Source organism: Bartonella quintana, from assembly GCF_009936175.1.
Classification (GTDB): domain Bacteria; phylum Pseudomonadota; class Alphaproteobacteria; order Rhizobiales; family Rhizobiaceae; genus Bartonella; species Bartonella quintana.
The window spans coordinates 1,103,380-1,124,549 of the sequence record NZ_AP019773.1 but is presented as its reverse complement, the minus strand read 5'-3'; the positions used below and the strand labels follow the sequence as shown (position 1 = coordinate 1,124,549).

The 21,170-nt window shown below is 39.5% G+C and carries 16 protein-coding genes; 9 read left to right on the top strand and 7 right to left on the bottom strand.

Going from position 1 to position 21,170, the window contains the following annotated elements; all coding sequences use genetic code 11:
* Positions 1-51: 51 nt before the first annotated feature.
* Genes MF1_RS04615 through MF1_RS04600 form a run of 4 tightly spaced genes read right to left on the bottom strand, consistent with a single transcriptional unit; the run spans position 52 to position 6,888 of the window.
* Positions 52-2,148: a glutamine amidotransferase gene (locus MF1_RS04615; RefSeq protein WP_161510578.1), complete on the bottom strand. Its 2,097-nt coding sequence runs from the start codon at positions 2,146-2,148 to the stop codon at positions 52-54.
* Entirely contained in the window at positions 2,145-4,949 is a 2,805-nt protein-coding gene (locus MF1_RS04610; RefSeq protein WP_161510577.1) for a DUF4159 domain-containing protein, read from the bottom strand. Before MF1_RS04610 ends, MF1_RS04615 begins: the two co-directional genes overlap by 4 nt.
* Positions 4,946-5,857, bottom strand: a complete 912-nt coding sequence (locus MF1_RS04605) for a DUF58 domain-containing protein (protein WP_014924315.1) — start codon at positions 5,855-5,857, stop codon at positions 4,946-4,948. The genes MF1_RS04610 and MF1_RS04605 overlap by 4 nt, the downstream gene beginning before the upstream one ends.
* Positions 5,857-6,888, bottom strand: a complete 1,032-nt coding sequence (locus MF1_RS04600; protein ID WP_161510576.1) for an AAA family ATPase — start codon at positions 6,886-6,888, stop codon at positions 5,857-5,859. The genes MF1_RS04605 and MF1_RS04600 overlap by 1 nt, the downstream gene beginning before the upstream one ends.
* 252 nt (positions 6,889-7,140) lie before the next feature.
* Between MF1_RS04600 and MF1_RS04595 the strand changes: the two genes are divergently transcribed.
* Positions 7,141-8,394, top strand: a complete 1,254-nt coding sequence (locus tag MF1_RS04595) for a CCA tRNA nucleotidyltransferase (RefSeq protein WP_014924313.1) — start codon at positions 7,141-7,143, stop codon at positions 8,392-8,394.
* A 245-nt stretch (positions 8,395-8,639) separates the two neighbouring features.
* Here the strand turns inward: MF1_RS04595 and MF1_RS04590 are convergent, their stop codons facing one another.
* A complete protein-coding gene (locus MF1_RS04590) occupies positions 8,640-9,113 on the bottom strand; it encodes a tRNA (cytidine(34)-2'-O)-methyltransferase (RefSeq protein ID WP_014924312.1) in 474 nt (157 codons plus the stop codon).
* Between the two features lie 290 nt (positions 9,114-9,403).
* Here MF1_RS04590 and MF1_RS04585 point away from each other — a divergent pair, with 290 nt between their 5' ends.
* The 5 genes from MF1_RS04585 to MF1_RS04565 all read left to right on the top strand — a co-directional run bounded on the left by MF1_RS04585 (position 9,404) and on the right by MF1_RS04565 (position 14,803).
* Positions 9,404-9,595: a hypothetical protein gene (locus MF1_RS04585; protein WP_145960262.1), complete on the top strand. Its 192-nt coding sequence runs from the start codon at positions 9,404-9,406 to the stop codon at positions 9,593-9,595.
* 1,491 nt (positions 9,596-11,086) lie between these two features.
* Positions 11,087-11,758, top strand: a complete 672-nt coding sequence (gene rnhB, locus MF1_RS04580; RefSeq protein ID WP_161510575.1) for a ribonuclease HII — start codon at positions 11,087-11,089, stop codon at positions 11,756-11,758.
* Positions 11,755-12,717, top strand: a complete 963-nt coding sequence (locus MF1_RS04575) for an L-threonylcarbamoyladenylate synthase (protein ID WP_161510574.1) — start codon at positions 11,755-11,757, stop codon at positions 12,715-12,717. The genes rnhB and MF1_RS04575 overlap by 4 nt, the downstream gene beginning before the upstream one ends.
* A 2-nt stretch (positions 12,718-12,719) precedes the next feature.
* Positions 12,720-14,129 carry an FAD-binding oxidoreductase gene (locus tag MF1_RS04570; RefSeq protein ID WP_161510767.1) on the top strand — a complete coding sequence of 470 codons (1,410 nt, stop codon included), beginning with the start codon at positions 12,720-12,722 and terminating at the stop codon, positions 14,127-14,129.
* 149 nt (positions 14,130-14,278) lie between these two features.
* The gene (locus tag MF1_RS04565) at positions 14,279-14,803 is read left to right on the top strand and encodes a DUF6101 family protein (protein ID WP_161510573.1); all 525 of its coding nucleotides are present in this window, start codon (positions 14,279-14,281) and stop codon (positions 14,801-14,803) included.
* A 610-nt stretch (positions 14,804-15,413) separates the two neighbouring features.
* Here MF1_RS04565 and purD read toward each other — a convergent pair.
* Positions 15,414-16,688, bottom strand: coding sequence for a phosphoribosylamine--glycine ligase (gene purD / locus MF1_RS04560; RefSeq protein ID WP_161510572.1), 1,275 nt, complete (start codon positions 16,686-16,688; stop codon positions 15,414-15,416).
* Between the two features lie 91 nt (positions 16,689-16,779).
* Here purD and ubiA point away from each other — a divergent pair, with 91 nt between their 5' ends.
* Positions 16,780-17,784, top strand: coding sequence for a 4-hydroxybenzoate octaprenyltransferase (gene ubiA / locus MF1_RS04555; RefSeq protein ID WP_161510571.1), 1,005 nt, complete (start codon positions 16,780-16,782; stop codon positions 17,782-17,784).
* 522 nt (positions 17,785-18,306) lie between these two features.
* Here the strand turns inward: ubiA and pdxH are convergent.
* Positions 18,307-18,930 (bottom strand): pyridoxamine 5'-phosphate oxidase, encoded by a 624-nt coding sequence (gene pdxH / locus MF1_RS04550; RefSeq protein ID WP_011179142.1) that lies wholly within the window; start codon positions 18,928-18,930, stop codon positions 18,307-18,309.
* A gap of 323 nt (positions 18,931-19,253) precedes the next feature.
* Between pdxH and MF1_RS04545 the strand changes: the two genes are divergently transcribed.
* Both MF1_RS04545 and fabI read left to right on the top strand, forming a co-directional pair.
* Positions 19,254-20,156, top strand: coding sequence for a DnaJ C-terminal domain-containing protein (locus MF1_RS04545; protein ID WP_161510570.1), 903 nt, complete (start codon positions 19,254-19,256; stop codon positions 20,154-20,156).
* A gap of 121 nt (positions 20,157-20,277) precedes the next feature.
* Positions 20,278-21,096: an enoyl-ACP reductase FabI gene (fabI, locus tag MF1_RS04540; RefSeq protein ID WP_011179144.1), complete on the top strand. Its 819-nt coding sequence runs from the start codon at positions 20,278-20,280 to the stop codon at positions 21,094-21,096.
* Positions 21,097-21,170 lie beyond the last annotated feature (74 nt).

Genomic DNA, 21,170 nt, shown 5'->3' with positions numbered 1-21,170 from the left:
TTGTGAGATAGGCTTGCATTTTAAAGTAGCAACACAAAATCTTAAGACTTTTTAACGGCTTTCACGATACCACATACTGCTCAATAGTAAAAGGCAGGTGAGCAGTGCGCAGAAACCAGAAAAGATCGAAAAATAAAAAGCGTTAATTAAACGGGTTTCTGTTGCTTCTTTGAGAACAATTGAACGAACAAGGGGAGATGTAGAGCCGGTTTGTGATCGAACCAATTTGATAGGAGGAAGATCAATGCTTTCTTTTTTCTTGTTGTGTAATCGTGTGATGTGTCCGCCAGTGTGTTTACTGATGGGAGCTAGTTTTTCTTCCGTTGAAATTAAGTCAAACAATTCCAGATTATCGAGCATCCCCACAGCAGAAAGGACTGTTAAATCCCCATTTTGTATGGTAAAAATCCCTTTTTCATTGGTGTTGATAGCTGCAGTAAAGAGCCCTTCTTTCTCTTTGGTAAGAATGATATTTTCTTTTTTGCCGGAGGGAAAGGTTATTTCGACTGGTTCTGGGTGATCTTTGAGCGTTTGGCGGCGAATCATTAAACGATGATGGTCACTAGTGGTGCTTAACTTTTCCTCTTCAAGTTCTGGTTCTTTCATAAGCCAATGGGAAATTCGCCGATAAAGAGCTGCATATGGTCCTCCACCCTCAAAACTTCGTGCCCAAAGCCAACTTTCGTCGGAAAGCAACATGCCTACACGTCCTTTACCAAAATGGGAGAGAAGTAAAAGTGGTTGTTCATCAGCTCCTTTCATGAGGGCAATGCCTTTGTTTATGTTTTGAATGGCAATTTGTCGTAGCCATTGCCCCCATTGAGAGGCTGGATAGGTAGGTGTTGCGAGACCTCTTGTGACAGGATGACGTTTACCTTCTTTGGTTAATGTAGGACGAAAAGGCTTTTGAATAATAACACCATTGGGCAATGCGGGCAGGACGCTTATTAAAGGTGTCTTCGCAAGCGAGTTTTTTTGGGTAAATTCAGGCCCTGTTATTATCAGCAATGCACCACCCTTTTGTACATATTGGGCAATATAATCATAATAGATTAATGGAAGAACCGCAGAATGTTGGTAGCCGTCCAGGATAATCAGATCAAAATTATTAATCTCTTCAACAAAGAGCTTTGTTGTAGGGAATACCACAAGTGACAATTGGCTTAATGGCGTATTGTCTGCTTTGTTGGGAGGACGCAAAATCGTAAAATGAACGAGATCAATATTGGAGTCACCTTTCAAAAGATCACGCCATGTTCGTTCACCATTGTAAGGCGCACCTGAAATAAGAAGGACACGCAAATTTTCTCTGATTCCTTCAATCATGGCTATGGCGCGATTATTTTCAGAGCTTAATTCACCTCTCTGTGGATCAGTGGCAACTTGAATGATATTTTTTTCAGCATGGGGCAGGGTAATTTCAGTTTGAAAAATGGTCCCGGGAATTACAGAGTAATGGCCAACTTCTTGTCCATTGACACTTACCGTAATATTTGCCTGCGCTGATGTAGATTCTTGGGGTTGACCTTTATCTTCTACTAAGATGGAGAGCCTTTGTGGTTTATTTATAAAGGCAAAGCGGGGGGGAGCAATAAATTTGATTTGGCGGTCAAATTCATCTGATTTTCCTGTTATAAGAGCATTGACAGGCGCTTTATGGTGAAGATCGGATAATGGTGGAATGTCATGCACTTGCCCATCAGTGATTAAAATTGTGCCTGCATAACGAGATAGTGGTACATCGGCTAGAGCCTGTGTTAAAGCATGAAACAAATTCGTTGAGGGTTCATATTGATTGTTAGAAAGTTTTCCAGCATCGATAAAGCACGGCTCAAATTGTGGATAACGCGCCAATGCATTGGTTAATTGCGCGCGTGCTTCGTCACTATCGATTGTACGTGTGCCGAATGTTTGGCTGTTGCTACGATCAATCACAATGCCGATAGTGCTTTTGAGTGGTTCACGTTGCTCTTTTATGATCATTGGATTCAGCAAAGTAACGATCAATGAAGCCAATGTCATTAGACGCAATAAAGATCCTTGACGCTGTATAACGAGGCCGGTAATCACAAAAAGAGCAGATATCCCTCCTAATAATAGGATCCAAGAGAGTGGCAAAAAAGGCTGAAAAGTAAAGAATGATATCATTGCCTTTTTTCTCTTTTAAAGCGTTCCAAGAGTGCAGGGACATGAACTTGGTCGGCTTTATAGTTTCCGGTAAGAACATAGATAACAATATTCAATCCTGCTCGAAATGCCCATAGGCGTTGCATTGGGTCATTGGGAATAAGTGGATATTTCCACATGCCTTTTTCGTCCAGTGCCCAAGCACCAGCGAAGTTATTGGCGGTAATAAGAAGAGAACTTACATTATCACCAGTGGCAAGAGGATTTTTGTTTTTTTTATTCATTGATGATGATTCAACCCATAAAGGTGAACCACGATAGAGACCAGGAAAATCTGGCATAATATAAAAAGAATAAGCAATAACATGATCAGCTGATGCGGGCTCAATGGCTGGAATGTTTAACCCTTTTAAGATGGTTCGTAATCTTTGTGTGGCTGGGGTTGCAGTGCCTTCAAGATTGAGATTGGCATTTATTTGATCGCGCGTGTCAAATAAAACTGTGCCTCCATTTTTCATAAAATTATTTATTTTTTCAAGACTCCTTTGTGTTGGTAAAGGACTGTTAGAATCAATCGGCCAATAAATAAGAGGATAGAAGGCGAGTTCATCTTTATCAAGATCAAGTCCTATCACAGAGCTGGGCGAAAGCATTGTACGCTCTGCAATAAATTGACTGAGAGTTTCTAGTCCGCTCTTACTCGTTGTATCGATTTCATGGTTGTTGGTTATAATATAAGCAAGATGTGTAGCACCAGCTGCTTGTACTATGGTTTCATCATGATTTTCTGCGTCGTATGCATGAACAATTGGTACATGGAAGAATAATGTGATGAGACTTAGTATGAGGGGGAGAAAAAAAAGCATATTGCTCCGTCGATTGAGAAAAAAAGCGCCTCCCATCCATAAAATGAGAAAATTGTCAAAGGCGAATAATAAGATGGCTAATCCTAAAAGTGGACCAGTGAGATGTTTTTCTTTTGTGTCGTAGGATAATGGACTCTTACTTAAAGAGGGTGGCAAGGACGATTGTTTCATCAAGCGCGATGAATGATTTAAGAGATTGAGTGCATAAAGATTATTTTTAAAACCGTAAAGCCCGGGCGGGGTATGAAAAGAGGCAAGGGGTGGCTCTTGCGCATCAATGACGAGCGGAACAACATCAGAGGGAGGGGGTTGTAGTTGTCCATCGGCGGTTAATGTCCGCCAAGGGTTTTGTACTGTTGTTATTTTTATCTGTGTTGGGTTTTTGTTTTCATAGGCACTCAATGTGATGAGTTTTTGCAACATTTGTGCAAAAAAACCAGAAAGAGGAAGATTTGACCACGTGGGGTCAGGGGCAATATGAATAAGAATGAGTATGCCTTTGCCACGACTAGCCGCTGTAATAAGAGGTGTTCCATCAGCAAGGCTGAGCAAAGTTTTTTTTAAAAGATTTGAGTTCGGTTCCGCTAGAATTTGGCGTGAGACTGTGATGTCTTCGGGGAACGGAAGATCAAAGAACAAGCTATTTTTTGTAAAAGGTGCAAGTTTTTGCGGCTTAGTCCAAGACATGATACTTCCAAGCAGGCGTTTGCCAGGACGCAGTGGCACTGGTAGCAGGTTATCATGGTGTTCTGTCGCACTTAAATTTTCTCCTGCAAAGCGGATGAGTGTTCCACCTTTATTGATAAAATCAGAGAGTTTGTCTTCTGCTTCTTTTGACATATTGACAATGTCACCCATAATGAAAACAGATGGATTTTGTTTGAGTAAGTTATTAATATCAACGGAAAACTCTTTTCCTCCTGCTGTTATAAGCTGCGTATGGCCTTGCAATGCCTTGATAATGTAATAAAATGGAGAAAGTAAGGGCTGTGCCATTTCATTGACATTTGGTGAGAGAAGCGCAACGCGGTTTACTCGATTATGGCTATCAACTAGGAAGGTGGCTGCAGCATGGGCATGGTTTTCGATTTTTATCCATGCAATATTATTGTATAATTCAAGTGGTAGGTTAAAAGGAACAAGAGTTGTTGTTTCTCCCTCGTGAAAGTTTTTCGCAAAACGGCCAAGGAGTTGACTGTTTAAGTCATAAAGGTTTAATGTGACCGTAGTTTCTCCGTGCGTGGTTGCACGAATGACGCGTGCACCAATGTCTCCGTTGTTATTTTCTATGGCTATTATGCCAGTTAGATCGGAAATATCAGCTAAATACCACAAAAATGTTTTGGGTTTTAGCTGTTCAATGAGAGAGAAAGCTTGATTATCTTCGGTTGTTTGTAATCCATCGCTTAAGTAAGCAATATCGAGAGGTTTATCTTTGGCTTTTTCAATCAGTTTTTTCAGTGCGCGTACACGGTTGACAGGCCAAGGTTGGGGTTGCAAATGCATTAAATGTTGTTTTACTGTTTTTGCAGGCAAGGGACCAATATTCGAAATGTTGCTTTGGGCTGTTGGAAGAAAATAAACATTTTTTTGATGTTTTTCTGCTTGTGCAAGGAGGGTTTCGGCAACAGTAACACGTTTTTTCCATTCTTTTGCAGATGCCCATCCATTATCGATAATAAGTGCAAGTGGTTGAGATCCGGAGAGTATCGTTGGCTTTTTATTCCAAGTAGGCTGTGCCAAAGCGATAATAATCAGTGCTGCCATGGTTAATCGTAGCACCAATAGCCACCAAGGTGTATGGTTTTGGGCTTCCTGTTGATTGCCTGATTTAGGCAGAAAGCGCAAAGGAGGAAAGAGTTCTTTATGCGGGGATGGAGGTGTTATCCGCAACAACCACCAAATGATCGGTAAGAACAAAAGCCCAAGTAAAAGCAGGGGAGTACCAAAACTCAAAGTGACCTCCTACTGTGAGATGGAGAACCACCTATTTTGTTTGCAAGTTGCAGAATGATTTCTGTTAAGGGCCGATCGGTTTTACTCACATGATAGGTCCAACCTTGGCGTGAGCAAAAATCTACCAATTGTTGGCGCCGTGCTTGATACAACTTGCAATAGTGTTCACGGAAGTTTTCTGCTTTTCCTAAAACGCGTTTTTCTTTTGTTTCAGGATCAAAAAATTCTGTACGTCCTGTGTAGGGAAAGTGCTCTTCTGCGGGGTCAGCAACTTCAATTAAATGAGCAGTGGTTTGTTTTGCAGACAAAACTGTTAAATGCTGGATAATTTTTTCCGGAGCATCGAGAAAGTCGCTCATGATGATGGCATGTGAAAAACGTGTTATGGTTGAAAAATCTGGAAATGAATTTTCTGTGTGATGATTTGCCAAAGTTAATGCCATACGTTCTATGACATTGGATGTTCTTGTAGGTGGCATTAAATTGGGGATAGCAATATGTTCGTCGCTGCGTACAAGAAGTTTTGCTAATGCAAGGGCAAGAATGATGGCATGATTGCCTTTAGAAATTTGCGAAAAACGCGAACAATAATGCATAGAGGCGCTCTGATCAGGCCAAATCCAAACTGTTTGTGTCTTTTCCCATTCGTATTCACGTAAGTAAGTATGTTCACCACGCGCTGAGCGGCGCCAGTCAATACGTGTGATGGCTTCCCCTTCAATATAAGGACGAAATTGCCAGAAATTTTCCCCGTTACCGCGTTTACGTTGTCCATGCCATCCGCTTATCAATGTATTAGCGATATGGTGTGCTTGCAAAAGAAAATACGGCATTTTAGCAGCATCTTTATGCGGTTTGGCAGCGAGTAACAGTGGAGATTCTTTTGAAACTTTTTTGCCAATGGCCATTAGAGAATGTCTTTCACAAGATTATCGATAATGTCTTTTACGGTTATATTTTCAGCATGTGCAGAAAAATTGAGTGCCATACGGTGTTGTAATATAGGTTGAGCCAATGTTGCAACATCATCAAGTGAGGGCATTAAACGTCCATGATAAAGAGCGCGGGCACGGGAACAAAGGGAAAGTGCTTGTGATGCCCGAGGACCAGGTCCCCAAGCAACATAAGTGTTTGCGAGGGTGTTGTCTTTATGAGGGCGAGCTGAACGAACAAGCTTTAAAATAGCTTCGACAACATTTTCGGAGATGGGCATTTTTCGGACAATTTGTTGAATTTTTTGCAGTTTTTTTGTTGATAAAATCGGTTTTATACTTTGTTTTTTTTCTCCTGTTGTTTCTAAGATAATACGTCGTTCCGTGATTAGATCAGGATAATCAATATCGATTTGCATCAAAAAACGATCCAGTTGTGCTTCGGGAAGTGGGTAAGTTCCTTCCTGTTCGAGAGGGTTTTGGGTTGCAAGCACATGAAAAGGTTTTGGTAAATTGTAATGAGTGCCAGCAACAGTAACATGATATTCTTGCATAGCTTGTAAAAGAGCTGATTGTGTGCGTGGAGAGGCGCGGTTAATTTCATCGGCCATGAGCAGTTGGGTGAAAATAGGGCCTTGAATGTAGCGGAAAAAGCGTCTATCGTCTTTATCTGAATCTATAATTTCAGAACCGATAATGTCCGATGGCATCAAGTCAGGCGTAAATTGAATGCGTTTTTCATCAAGCCCCAATACTGTTCCCAATGTTTCAACAAGACGCGTCTTAGCAAGCCCTGGAACACCAACGAGAAGAGCGTGTCCTCCAGCCAAAATGCTTGTTAAAGCGTATTCTATCACATGATTTTGACCAAAAATAACTTTGTCAACTTCTTGTTGTAGAATATCTAATTCTTTGTGTGCTGTATCAATACCGTCAATGATAACTTGAGCTTCGTTATTGATAGGAGTCTTCTTCATAGAATTGGATAATGTATCGCTTTGACTCATATGTGTTCCTTACGGCGGTTTGTCGCAAAATTGATAATTTTCTTTGTATGATTAAATATTTTATAATTTGTAGCAGAAAATGACGAGAAAAGAAGTGTAATACGCTGTTTTTTTAAATATTCGTGCACAGATACAGAGAGAGAATTCTATTTTGACGAATGGGAGGATTTGTAAAGGATGTTGTGGAAAATTGTTGTCTTATAAGGATACCAGTTTGAGGGAATGGTGGCAATTTGTTTGAAAGGTTAAAGAGTGAGCACAATACAAAATTTCAAACATGTTGATTGGTTGCAGCAGAGTCAACTCCAAACGCTTCTTCATGTTTTATCTTTGGACGGTGAAGAGGCACGTATTGTTGGGGGGGCAGTGCGTAATCAGCTGTTAGAGCAACCGATTAGTGATATTGATGTTGCTACAACCTGTTTTCCACAACAGGTTATAGCGCGTGTAGAAGAAGCGGGATTTAAAGCTATTCCTACAGGTATTGCGTTTGGTACAGTCACGGTGGTTGCTCAGTCATGTTCTTATGAGGTTACAACTCTTCGCTCTGATATTGAAACGGATGGTCGTCATGCAAAAGTGGCGTTTGATCGTGATTGGCAAAAAGATGCTGAACGGCGCGATTTTACTATGAATGCGCTTTATTGTGATGCTGATGGCAATCTTTATGATGCAGTAGGAGGTTTGAACGATGTTGCGAGCAGAACAATACGTTTTATCGGTATTCCAGAGAATCGTATTCGCGAAGATTATTTGCGTATTTTGCGGTTTTTTCGCTTTTTTGCTTGGTATGGAGCGGGACGACCTGATGTGCAAGGATTGAAAGCGTGTGTTTATTTAAAACACGGTCTGCAAAAACTTTCATCTGAGCGTATTTGGGGGGAAATGAAAAAACTTCTCGCTGCTCCCAATCCAACACGTGCTCTTTTATGGATGCGCCAGAGTGGAATTTTGACACTCATTTTCCCTGAAACAGAAAAATGGGGTATTGATGCGATTCATTCACTTGTGAAAACGGAACAAGCTCTTGGTTGGAAAGTCGATCCGTTGTTGCGCTTAGAAAGTCTTCTTCCTCCTGATCCCATACGTCTTCATGAAATGGCACATCGCTTGCATTTATCTTATAAGGAAACAAAGCGATTAAAGGAGTGGGCAGAGTTGGAAATAATTAGCCAAAACTGTTCAGAAAATTTTGTGCAAAAATTGATTTATTTTTATGGTCGACAGCCGGTTTTAGATCAATTATCTCTCTCTTTGGTTGCAGCACATGTTGATGCTTTGAAGGGAAACGAGGCTTTGCAAAAAGCAGAAAATTATATGAGGCTTTATCAGCTTGCTCAAAAATGGCAGATTCCCACTTTTCCTGTTAGTGGCAAGGATTTGATGAAGAAAGGTTTGGCTAAGGGAGTGCTTTTAGGACAAAAGCTCAAAGAGCTAGAAAGAATATGGATTGAAAGCGGATTTTCAATAGATCGCAATAGCTTATTAGAAAAAATTAATGTATGATGCTAAATTTTTCGAAGAGTATTCTGCTTTTTCCTATTAATTAGAGATTCACAACTATTTTTCTTTTAGTGATGCTATTTTAGAGTTGCTGATCGCCGAACTGGCAAGAGATTTTTAGTGGTGTTGCGATCTTCTATAAAGATGCGGTAATTTTTACTCTATTTGAAAACTATGGGCGATGTGCAGTGCATCGGCATTTTTATTAATATATTAAAGATCTTAATGAGGATTTTGTATTTTTCTCATCAAGTTTTTCTTTTTTCATGATAACCAATTTGGCGGAGTGCTTCCCCTGTTGTTATAGCGACACTCATTGCAAGGTTTAGAGAGCGTGCGTGTGGTTGCATGGGAATTTTTAATGAGTGATCAACGGCTTCATGAACATAATCGGGAACCCCTGCTGATTCACGACCAAAAAGTAAAACATCGTTTTCCCGATAGCATATCTGCGTGTAACATGTTTCTGCTTTTGTGCTCAAAAGCAAAAGACGACGGTTAAAGTGTTTCATAGTGCTCATAAAATTTTGCCAGTCAATGTGTCGGTTTAGCGAGGCATATTCGAGATAATCCATGCCCGCTCGCTTAAGGTTGCGATCTGATAGGCTAAAGCCTGCAGGTTCAATAATGTGCACATGTAAACCAAAACACGCGCTAAGGCGCAAAATCGTTCCCGTGTTACCAGCAATATCGGGTTGAAAAAGAGCAATGTGAAGCATCATACACCATGTATTTATGGTTTTTCTCTTATATTTGTAAAGGAGCTTTGTGGGTTATTCCAAAAAATATAATTGAGAAGCGTGTGTTTTTTGCGTTTAGCTATATCATTCACTCTGGATTTCAGGAGAAAAGTTATGGCTATAAATTTATCACTAGATAAGAAAAATCGTGATCTGTGAAGAACGACAATGACCATTCATATCTGATGCAGATTTGCATGAATACGAAAATATGCACTATTTAGAAAATTTTTAGGACACCTTTATTTGCGAAGTACTGTCGCATGTTCTGGATGTCTAACTGGGTGAGGATTTTTTCTGACGATAAAGATGGCAAGCAGAAGCGTGTTGGTTATGAAATCAATTTTAATCATTTTTTTACCAGTATTCCCTTGTTGCGAAAGCTTTACGATACGAATGAAGAGCTGAAACAGATTGAATGGGAAACTGCAGTACTGTTTGAAGGTGACAGCAGTTCTGTATAAGTCTTATTCTCTGTAAAAAGATTATGGTTTTGCGTAAATTGGTCAGATATCAAAGCTTGGAATATTACTCGAAACAAATGGATTGCAGGTTTTTGCAATGAGTAGCGCATTAAATATATCTATCTGACGATATTACCTTATATGGCTTGAAAATTTTCAGACTGCGTCCAGGCTGGAAATAGAAAATTTCGATTCTAAAATGCAAATATCCGAGAAACCAAAGAGTGTTGTAGATGTGAAGCATAAGGAAGGGTGAGAAACTGTTTATTAAAATTGAGATTAGAGGTTTCCTCTTCAAGGAGAGGAAAAATTGTGCAAACGGCAGAAAGGCTTCTCTAAGTTCTGTGCATTTAATTTAAACGAGAGAAGCAGGTAGAGTGATGGTCACGTCCCATGTTAAGAACAGCAGTGTTACGGGGAAGAAGTATGGCCTCAGTAGCTAATCAAGGATTGGCAAAGGATTGACCGTTTATGGAGGCTAAGTCTTTCAGATTGTATGAGGGCTGAAAATTTTACCCATCGTTTTATTGAAGATGTTCATTTTATTTTAAAACGGAGTTTCAAAGGCAAGAATTTGCTTTACCCCTCAAGATAAAGGTGGAGCCTTCATCGCTAAGAGTTATGAAATCTGGTGTCAGAAAGGAATCCTCACAACTGGTTTTGGTAATGCTTTTCAAGAACTATAGGTTATGATGGTGAAGCTGTGAGAAGGATATCACCTTTTCTCAGATACATCTGTGTGCTGGAAGTTATAGATTGTTGAGCAGGACTATAGAGAACATCAGCATGAAAGGGCAGTGTTGGCAAAAGTGAGCCAAGATTTGATAACGAAAGGTCATATTGTGATGGATGCTGTGCGTCAAGCTTTACATTTTTTCTTGACGACAGAGAGCAGACATGACGCTGCTCAAGCAGCTTAGCTTATTGATAGTGGTGAAAATACATCAGTTATTTTGAGAATGGTTATGTTCAAAGGTAGCAAAGAGAAGGAGTGAGGAAGCAAGACTGTTTTTCTGTCATTTTCCTTTCTGCTTAAACAAGAGGACAGTACATGACGATGTTGAACATTTTTCCAGAGAACGCCACTTTATGGAAGTTACTTTTAATAAATGCGAATATTTCAAACGTATCTCCTTAAATGGGATAAAAGGCTGCTTTTTTATGGGATTCTTAGTTATGCTTTAATCGCGCTCTGAATTAGAGAGTGAGGTGCACAAATGAAAATAGGTAAATAAAAATAAGAAATTTTCTTAGGGTGATAATACTGTGTAACAATAGCTAGGTAATTTTTATGAGGGTTGTATTTTTCAGGTTCACATGATGCTATGTAAAATGTGGTGGATAATATTTAAGAAAATTTGATATCTATGAGACATTTCATGAGCTTAGTTCTTTCTTTTTGTGTTTGCGTGGGGGGCGTAATGATACGTTTGGTGAGCTATTGTTTCTGTAGGGCTTGCAGAAAACAGGTTGCAGTGCAAAAATAGATTCATGTCTCACCGTTTCGATAACTTACCAGATTTGTTTAATTTACCACTTAAGCCAAATTTTTCATGCGAATTGGATTTGCAGAAACAGGGGTTCTTTCATATAGCGGGTGTTGATGAAGTTGGACGCGGTCCTCTCGCTGGGCCTGTGGTAACAGCAGCAGTTATTTTGGATAAAGACCATGTTCCGGATGGATTGAATGATTCAAAAAAACTTTCTGCCCAACGACGTAATGAACTTTACTGTGAAATTTTGCAAAGCGCATTAGCAGTTTCGATTGCGAGTCTTTGTGCCCGTACGATTGATCAATCTGATATTAGAAAAGCAACTTTAGAAGCAATGCGTCGTTGTGTTACAGGGTTAGCAATTCCGGCTCATTATGCGCTCATTGATGGACGCGATATTCCTTTCCAGCTACCATGTCCAGCAACTGCTTTGATTAAAGGTGATCAACATTCGGTTTCAATTGCAGCAGCATCGATTATTGCAAAAGTAACGCGTGATCGCATGATGAAATGCGCTGGACAGATTTATAAAAACTATGGTTTAGAGAAACATGTAGGTTATGCAACACTAGCACACCGTATTGCCCTTGATAAATATGGGCCAGTTGTGGGATTACATCGTTATAGCTTTGCACCACTCAAAGGGCGCTCTAGAGATAATATGTCATGACGATTTTGCCTCTCAATAACGCTTCGATAAAAAAGGCAGTTGCACTTCTTGAACAGGATAAGCTAGTGGCACTGCCGACAGAAACTGTCTACGGATTGGCTGGTGATGCAACCAATGGGAGAGCCGTCGCTTCTATTTTTTTTACAAAGAGGCGGCCAAAATTCAATCCTCTTATTGCTCATGTAAGCGGTATTGTCATGGCGGAACACTATGTCGAAATTGATTTTCTTTCACGTCGATTAATGGAAGTATTTTGGCCAGGTCCCTTAACACTCGTTCTCCCTTTAAAGGCACATCATAATATCCATCCTTTAACTACTTCTGGTCTGAATACATTAGCTATTCGTTTTCCAGATAGTCGTTTTGCAGAAGTTGTCGAACGTTTTGGTCGACCTCTCGCTGCTCCTAGTGCAAATCAATCAGGGTGCATTAGTCCTACTTCGGCTGAAGCTGTTTTTGCATTTTTAGGAGAATCTGTTCCTTTGATACTTGACGGAGGAGCTTGTAAAATAGGACTTGAATCAACAATTGTTAAGGTTTGTGGTGAAAGTATTTATCTCTTGCGTCCCGGGGGGCTTGCTGCTGAAGAAATTGAAGCAGTTGCAGGGAAACCATTGAAGCGACTAGATCAACAGGCAGCGATTGAGGCGCCAGGTATGTTAAAGTCACATTATGCACCCAATGCTATGGTACGTTTGAATGTGCAAAAGGTAAAACATGGTGAGGCACTTTTAGCTTTTGGTCGAAAACGCATTATGGGTGTTGAAAATGCTGTTTCTGTTTTAAATCTTAGCGAGAGTGGGCAGTTAGAAGAGGCAGCTTCTCATTTATTTGAATATATGAAGCAATTGGATTCACTCAAGGTGAAGTATATTGCAGTAGAACCTATTCCATCGTACGGATTGGGTGAGGCTATTAATGATCGTCTCATACGTGCTGCAGCTCCAAAGGAGAAATGAAGATGGAGCAAGGTTTGATTGAGAAATTTAGAAAAATTGTTGGTGCTGCATATGCTATAACAGATCAGGCTCTTATTGCACGGTATTTGCGTGAAGAGCGTGGACTTTTTCATGGGAAAACACCGTTGCTTTTACGCCCATCGTCTACAGAGGAAATTTCATCAATTATGCAATTGGCTAGTCAAACACGTACACCGATTGTACCGCAGGGCGGAAATACAGGTCTTGTCGGTGGTCAACAGCCAGATGAAAATGGCTGCAGTGTTCTTTTATCCATTGAACGATTGAACCAGATTAGATGTATGAATCTTGAGGGGAATTTTGCTGTGGTGGAGGCTGGCGTTATTTTACAGGACTTCCAGAAAAAAGTGGCTGAATCGGATCGTTTTTTCCCTCTTTCTCTGGGTTCAGAAGGCTCCTGTCAGATAGGGGGAAATCTTTCATCTAATGCTGGAGGAACAGCCGTTTTAGCTTATGGCAATATGCGTGAGCTTTGTCTTGGTTTAGAAGTTGTTTTGCCTGATGGTCGTATTTTAGATGATTTGCGTTTTGTGAAGAAAGACAATAGCGGCTATGATTTGAAAAATCTTTTCATTGGTGCGGAGGGCACTCTAGGCGTTATCACTGCAGCAGTTTTAAAACTTTTTCCAAAGATCAGAGGAAAAGCAGTTGCCTTTGTGGGCTTACACAGTCCAGCTAAGGCTCTTGAATTTTTATCTCTTGCTCAGAGCTATGGTGGAGGGATGTTGACTGGTTTTGAGCTGATGGGACAACTGAGCTTACAAATGGCTTTAGATTATAAAATGTGCGAGAAGTCTCCTTTTGAACATGGGCATGAATGGTATGTCTTAATTAATATTTCATCATTACGGGGTGATGATGAGGCATTATCGGTGCTACATACTATTTTGGAAGAATCTTTAAAGAATGCAGTGATCGAAGATGCGGTTATTGCGCAATCATTAAAGCAGCAAGATTTTTTCTGGCAATTACGTGAAAGTATGTCACATGCACAAAAGTTAGCAGGAAGATCTATTAAGCACGACATTGCGGTACCTATTATTTCCATTCCTGATTTTATCGCTGAGGCAGCTCTTATTGTTGAAGATATTGCTCCAGGTGCGCGGGTGGTTTGTTTTGGACACATGGGCGATGGAAATCTGCATTATAATATTGCACAGCCCCTTGGAGCTGATACTGCGGCGTTTTTGCAGTTATGGTCACAAATGAATCATCGCATTCACGCTCTAGTAATGGACTATAAGGGCACATTTTCTGCAGAACATGGAATTGGTCAGCTTAAGCGTGAAGAACTTCGCACTTTCAAATCACCTGTTGCATTAGACATTATGCAGAAGATTAAGAAAACACTCGACCCGTTAGGGATTATGAACCCTGGAAAAATATTATAGTTCAAGAGTAGTAAATTTTGTCATGTATTTTTGTTTAGATTTTAATAACCAAAAAAGAAACCAGTTGTTTTTTATTCAATCTTTTAATAATCCAATGAGAAAAAGCTGTTAGAGGGTGTATGTTATTAAGATAAATTGGGACACTGTATATGGCTAATCAATGCTTTAATCAGGCAAAAGCGGTGCTTGAATTTCGATTGGATCCGTGCCATTTGCCACAGACAACGACATATTTTTCATCAAAAACAGACAATCAAATAATTTGTTCATTAAGTGAACGCGGTGTTTTTTTTAAAACGGATACTTCCTCAAGCTTATCGCGTTTAGTGCCGTCTTATCATTTTAAAGGAATTGCGGCATGTACTGTCAAAACCCGTTCAGGAGAAAGAGCCGTTGCATTAGAGTTGCTTCATGCAGATGAGGAAGCTTGTATCCCGCTTTTAGTTTCTAGAGATTTGAATAATGTTCTTCTGGATTGGAGATTATGGGCGGATACTTATAACCTTCCTATGCTTATGATTAATGAAGATAATCGCGTCATAGTGGTCAAAGATCGTTCTGATTTACGTCAATTTTTTTATGCAACTTTGCATTCTAAACAAAAGCACTTTTTACTGCGTTATAGCAATCCGTTGGGTTTGCGTTTAATAATCGCGAATCGGATTGCACTATAGTTGGATTGATGTACATTCATTTTTCGCCGTTATGCAGCCGGATGTGTTTATTCGCGCTGTATTTTGCATTTTTGTTGACTTTAAATGAAAGTTTTGTGTGAAATAGAAGTTTGTGACAGGCGTCAATGTCATTAAATGCTTATTCTATTGTCATTATAACAGCTCCGAGCAGCTAAGCTATTGGTTTTAATGATAATGGGCATATCTTGTTGACGAATGTAGATTTTAATTTTGCAGCATCATTCAAGCATTGAATGAGTGTTTTAAGTGAAAAAAAATTTACAACTTTTCTCTCTACAAAACTATAACAATAAATAATGCTTGGTTTCCAGCTTGGGTAAGCAAAAGATTGTTTGTAAAAAGTGATGAGAAAATGAGTCTTAAATAAAAACAGCCGTAACGATAATCACGTGATTGCGATCACAATTTTATACTCAGAAAATTTTCTTATTTTATCTGTTTTTCTTATGGGCACGAACATTTTATTTTTAAAGGAACATTCAATATTCTTTCCAAAATCATGAAAAATTTAGTAAAATTAGCAGATTTATGCATCATGCTATCTACATGAGATTATCACAAATCATAAAGAGAAGAACGTTCAAAGGATTTAGCTTTCTCGCACAACGGCTCGCCATCCGATATCGTGGCGGACAAAACCTTCTGGCCAATCAATATAATCAACAGCTTCATAGGCACGTTTTTGCGCCTTGGTAATGGTTTCTCCTGTTGCTGTTATACTTAAAACGCGTCCACCATTAGCAATGAGTTCTCCATTGCATAATATTGTCCCGGCTTGAAAAACTTTCACATCAGGAAGAGCATTTACCTTATCAACATTACGGATAACAGTCCCTTTTTGGGGAGAGTTTGGGTAACCGTTAGCAGCCATCACAACGGTTAAGGCAGTTTTTTCAGACCATTGAAGAGGTTTATTTTCAAGATTTCCTTGAGCTGCTCTAAGAAGAATCGGGAGAATATCATCTTTTAGACGCATCATTAAAACCTGACATTCAGGATCACCGAATCGTACATTAAATTCAATTAATTCCGGTCCTTTCTGCGTTATCATCAATCCGACAAAGAGAATACCTTTAAAGGGGGCTCCCATTTCGTCCATGCTGCGGAGAGCTGGTTCAACAATTTCTTTGAGGGTACGATTAACCATTTCTTGGGTCATGATGGGAGCTGGTGAATAAGCTCCCATGCCACCGGTATTGGCTCCAGTATCACCATCGCCCACACGTTTGTGATCTTGGGCCGATCCGAAAGGAAGTGCAATTTTACCATCACAAAGGCAAAAAAAGCTTGCTTCTTCACCTTCAAGAAAGGATTCTATAACAATTTTTTCTCCTACATCGTTAGATGTACTTTTGAAACAGGCATCAACTGCACTAAATGCTTCTTCCATTGTCATAGCAACAACGACACCTTTACCAGCAGCTAAGCCATCGGCTTTAATGACAATGGGGACGCCTTTTTGATGAATGTATGCTTTAGCTTTTGCTGCATCATTAAAACATTGGTAAGTTGCTGTAGGAATGTTATTCTTACGGCATAAATCCTTTGTAAAAGCTTTTGAACCTTCTAGCTGAGCAGCTTTTTGAGTTGGTCCAAATACACAGATATTAGCGTTATTAAGGGAATCTGTTATACCCGCAACCAGTGGTGCTTCTGGTCCAACAATCACGAGGTCAATAGAGTGCATTTTGCAAAAATCAATGACGAGAAGGTGGTCATCAATGTTCAAATCAATATTTTCACCTAATTCTATTGTTGCAGGATTTCCAGGAGCGCAATATAATTTTGTTAACAGTGGCGATTTTGCTATTTTCCATGCTAAAGCATGTTCTCGTCCGCCTGAGCCGATAAGAAGAATATTCATTGCTTGCTCCTATCACAGAAGATGATGAAATCAGTTTTCTTGTCATAAGAGTGAAATGCTTCTATCGCAAGACTAAAGGTGAAGCCATTTGATGAAAAAAAGTAAAAATATTGCACATATTCAATCTTGTGAGAGTCAAGGGCGAGTTATGGATGCCTCCTCCAAACAATGGGTCTACCATTTTCTTCCGTGCTCTTTATGGTTTTATGCTCAATTAGCACGTTGGGACCGGCCTATCGGATGGCAGTTGTTGATGTGGCCTTGTTTCTGGTCAACAACGATGGCTCTTCTCTCTTATGAAATGCATCGATATCCTCTTTTATCAATGTTAATGAATTGGTTATGGTATCTCTTTCTTTTTTTTCTGGGTTCTGTAGCTATGCGGGGTGCAGGGTGCACTTGGAACGATCTTATTGATCATAAAATTGATTCTCAGGTAAAGAGAACACGTTCTCGTCCATTACCGACAGGTCATGTGAGTCGCTTTCAAGCAAAAGTTTTTATATTAGTGCAATGCTTAGTTGGTTTAGGCGTCTTATCGCAATTTAATAGGTTTAGTTTTTTTCTAGGTATCTCATCATTGGTGGCGGTTGCACTTTATCCTTTTATGAAACGCATAACATATTGGCCGCAGTTTTTTTTAGGTGTTGCATTTAATTGGGGGGCATTAATGGGGTGGTCAGTTGTGTGTGGAAGTTTGAGTTGGGCACCGATCTTCCTTTATATGGGATCAATCTTGTGGACGATAGGGTATGATACAATTTATGCGCATCAAGATAAGGAGGATGATGCTACTGTTGGCGTATTTTCCACAGCACTTCTTTTTGGTAAAGGCACCAAGCATGCTCTGGTATTTTTCTATAGCGGTTTTTTGGTGCTCGTCAGCTTAGCGTTTTATTTGGCGCAAGTCCCTGTTTTTAGTTTTTTGGGGCTTTTTGTGGCAAGTATCCATATGTTTATTCAAATTAAAGTCATTGATATAGATGACAGTTCACAATGTCTAAAACTTTTCAAATCTAATTCGTTTATTGGTTTCGTTGTTTTCGCTGGTTTGGTATGCAGTGGAATATGGAAGGCATTTCATCCTACAGTTTAACAGCAACAAGTTATAATAAAATCGTGGATTATGGGATGCTAAAAGTGAAGGGAATAAAAACCTATAGGGATGCTTTTATTGTTTTTGTTTTTCGCAACTTTCATAGTCTGTTTGCATTCTGTGGTTAAGTTTTTTGATTCTAGCCTTAGTTCTTTCTTATATAAAATTGCCATCTTATAGAAATAAACTAAAAACGGGCTTGAGTTGAGATGTCTGAATTAACCACTTCACTTTATCAGGATTAAAATGTGTAAGATCATTTTACCTTTCTATGTTTCATTTGAATACTGCTGATTGCTTCTCCGGGTTTCTACTGAGGACACACTTTTGCTTGGATAAACCTTGTAAAATTCCAATCTCTCTTCAAAGCGCTACAGTGGACAAAAGATTATTATCAACAAAGTTTTACACAGAGGATGCATTTCTCCGATTTAAATTGAAATCAATGACCTATTCTTAATTTTGCCAATAGCCGTTTCATCTTTATAAAGGCAAAGCCTTTATGCTTTAAAGCTTGGAAGATTAGGGATAAAGTTTTTGTCTTTGCCAATCGACTTGCTCAACAGAATCGCGCGTAAAAAGTAGGCGATCATGTAAACGGAATGGGCGGTCGCACCAAAATTCGATAGAAAGAGGCTTAACACGGAAACCAGACCAATAAGGTGGGCGTGGGATATTGCCTACTGCATAACGCGCAGTATATTGAGCAATTGCCTTTTCGAGGACAAAACGATTTTCTAATGGTTGAGATTGTTTGGATGCCCATGCACCGATTCGGCTGCCACGTGGTCGCGATTGGAAATATACATCTGCTTCCTGAGTACTGACTTTTTCAACAATTCCCCGAATTCTGATCTGACGGCGGAGAGATTTCCAATGAAAAACTAAGGACGCTTTCATTGATTTTAAAATTTCTTGTCCTTTGCAGCTTTCATAGTTGGTATAGAAAACGAAACCTCGGGAACTAAAGTCTTTCAGAAGAACCATACGAACATTAGGTAAGCCTGTTTCATCAACTGTTGCTAACGCCATAGCGTTAGGATCGTTTATTTCGCTCACTGTTGCCTCTTCAAGCCATTTTGCGAAAAGTGCGAAAGGTTTTTGCATTTGCATAAAGTCATTATCCATTTGTACTTTGTTGCTCATAGTATCTCCGAATGTCAGCGAGTACGAGAGGGATATTCTTATTCTGTGGTTTATTTTATCATCGAGAAGTAAAGCGCTAGTTTTTTCTATTTTAAAAAGCCACTTCGGTTATGTATTTTTATGGTGTTTTAATTATTTTTTCCTTTAGCATAGAATTGAATGCGCTATATTAAAAATATCTATTCTATCTGGTATTTTAGTCTCTTTATAGACATATAAAGAGAGAAAAGATTATTCTCTAGAGTGACTGATGAAGCTGTAAGGGATATTGAATAACGTATGAGTTGATATTTTGAAAATGAAAAAATTGAAAAGAGGGCAAGATGCGTGATCCTTACACAATTCTGGGTGTGGCCCGTACCGCAAAACCGCAAGAGATTAAGTCAGCATTCAGAAGATTAGCAAAGAAGTATCATCCAGACCATAATATGGATGATGCAAAGGCTAAAGAAAAGTTTTCTGAAATTAATCAAGCCTATGAAATTATAGGTGATAAAGACAAAAAAGCACAATTTGACCGCGGTGAAATTGATATGGAGGGAAAACCGCTTTATCAAGCCTATGGTGCTGGTGAAAATTTTAGCAATAGACACAATCCTTTTTCAGGAGGAGCGAAGGGATTTGATTTTGGTTCTTCAGGTGGTGCAGGTTTTGACGCGAGTGATCTTTTTCGCGATTTTTTTGGGAAAGGAGGGAGCTTTTCGAATTCTGCACAATATAATCGACCTCAACAAGGAGCTAATGTTCTTGCCAATCTTTCCGTCACATTAGAGCAGATGGTTGGTGTAGAAAAAGTGGAAGCCGTTTTTCCTAATGGGAAAAAGTTAAAAATTAAGCTTCCAGACTACGTTGAGGATGGGCAAACCATTCGTTTAAAAGGTCAGGGAGAAGGGGTGGCTTATGGGCAAGCAGGAGATGCGTTAGTAACTATTCACATTCAAAAACATCCTCGTTTGCGGGTTGAAGGAAGGGCACTTCATCTTGATTTACCAGTTTCCCTTAAACATGCTGTTCTAGGAGCAAAAGAAGAAGTTGAAACTTTAGAGGGACGTGTGGTTTTAACGATTCCTGCTTGGTCAAGTTCTGATCGTGTCTTACGGTTAAAAGGGAAGGGGCTGCGTTTAAAAAACGGAAAAAGAGACGATTTTTATGTGCATATTCGTATCATGTTGCCGGAAGGGGGAGATGCTGCGTTAGAACAATTCTTGCAAATGCAAAAAGGGTAACTTTATAATATATTAAGAGCATAGTTTTTGTTTGATTTTAAAGCAATTACTTGAAGAAAAAGTTGACCTATGTCATAGGCAGGTAATAATATTAATTTCAAGTAGCAACGGGGCAGTGCTGATGGCTAAAGGTAATGGTTTATTGTACGGCAAACGTGGTTTAATTTTGGGATTAGCCAATAATCGTTCTATCGCTTGGGGGATAGCTAAAGCAGCTGATGCAGCAAGAGCAGAGCTTGCTTTTACCTATCAGGGTGAGGCGATGAAAAAGCGTGTTGAGCCTTTGGCAGAAGAAGTAAATGGATTTGTTTGCGGTCATTGTGATGTTTCTGATAGTGCATCTATTGATGCGGTCTTTAGAACAATAGAGAAGAAATGGGGCAAACTTGATTTTTTAGTTCATGCTATTGGTTTTTCTGATAAAGATGAATTAAGCGGTCGTTATGTGGATATTAGCGAATCAAATTTTATGATGACCATGAATATTTCTGTTTATTCCTTAACGGCTTTGACGAAACGTGCAGAGAAATTGATGTCGGATGGCGGTTCGATTTTAACACTGACTTATTATGGTGCAGAAAAGGTTGTTCCCAATTATAACGTGATGGGAGTTGCGAAGGCAGCGCTTGAAGCGAGTGTGAAATATCTAGCAGTGGATTTAGGTCCTAAGCATATTCGTGTTAATGCTATATCTGCTGGGCCAATCAAAACATTGGCTGCTTCTGGTATTGGTGATTTTCGTTATATTTTAAAATGGAATGAATATAATGCTCCTTTACGTCGTACGGTGACAATTGAAGAGGTAGGCGATTCTGCTCTTTACTTTCTTTCAGATTTGTCTCGTTCTGTTACCGGTGAAGTGCATCATGTGGATTCAGGGTATAACATCATAGGCATGAAAGCTGTTGATGCCCCAGATATTTCCGTCGTTAAAGAATAAAGTGATGCTTGATAAGGTTTTATTTGACAGAGGTGATTTAGCCGAGTTTAAAACGGCTAATGGTATTTTGGGGT

What these genes read in the sequence shown, in the direction of transcription:
- MF1_RS04615 (WP_161510578.1), bottom strand. Translation starts at nt 2,148, where the DNA reads ATGATATCATTCTTTACTTTTCAGCCTTTTTTGCCACTCTCTTGGATC.
- MF1_RS04605 (WP_014924315.1), bottom strand. Translation starts at nt 5,857, where the DNA reads ATGGCCATTGGCAAAAAAGTTTCAAAAGAATCTCCACTGTTACTCGCT.
- MF1_RS04600 (WP_161510576.1), bottom strand. Translation starts at nt 6,888, where the DNA reads ATGAGTCAAAGCGATACATTATCCAATTCTATGAAGAAGACTCCTATC.
- MF1_RS04590 (WP_014924312.1), bottom strand. Translation starts at nt 9,113, where the DNA reads ATGATGCTTCACATTGCTCTTTTTCAACCCGATATTGCTGGTAACACG.
- MF1_RS04585 (WP_145960262.1), top strand. Translation starts at nt 9,404, where the DNA reads ATGTCTAACTGGGTGAGGATTTTTTCTGACGATAAAGATGGCAAGCAG.
- rnhB (WP_161510575.1), top strand. Translation starts at nt 11,087, where the DNA reads ATGTCTCACCGTTTCGATAACTTACCAGATTTGTTTAATTTACCACTT.
- MF1_RS04575 (WP_161510574.1), top strand. Translation starts at nt 11,755, where the DNA reads ATGACGATTTTGCCTCTCAATAACGCTTCGATAAAAAAGGCAGTTGCA.
- MF1_RS04570 (WP_161510767.1), top strand. Translation starts at nt 12,720, where the DNA reads ATGGAGCAAGGTTTGATTGAGAAATTTAGAAAAATTGTTGGTGCTGCA.
- MF1_RS04565 (WP_161510573.1), top strand. Translation starts at nt 14,279, where the DNA reads ATGGCTAATCAATGCTTTAATCAGGCAAAAGCGGTGCTTGAATTTCGA.
- purD (WP_161510572.1), bottom strand. Translation starts at nt 16,688, where the DNA reads ATGAATATTCTTCTTATCGGCTCAGGCGGACGAGAACATGCTTTAGCA.
- ubiA (WP_161510571.1), top strand. Translation starts at nt 16,780, where the DNA reads ATGAAAAAAAGTAAAAATATTGCACATATTCAATCTTGTGAGAGTCAA.
- pdxH (WP_011179142.1), bottom strand. Translation starts at nt 18,930, where the DNA reads ATGAGCAACAAAGTACAAATGGATAATGACTTTATGCAAATGCAAAAA.
- MF1_RS04545 (WP_161510570.1), top strand. Translation starts at nt 19,254, where the DNA reads ATGCGTGATCCTTACACAATTCTGGGTGTGGCCCGTACCGCAAAACCG.
- fabI (WP_011179144.1), top strand. Translation starts at nt 20,278, where the DNA reads ATGGCTAAAGGTAATGGTTTATTGTACGGCAAACGTGGTTTAATTTTG.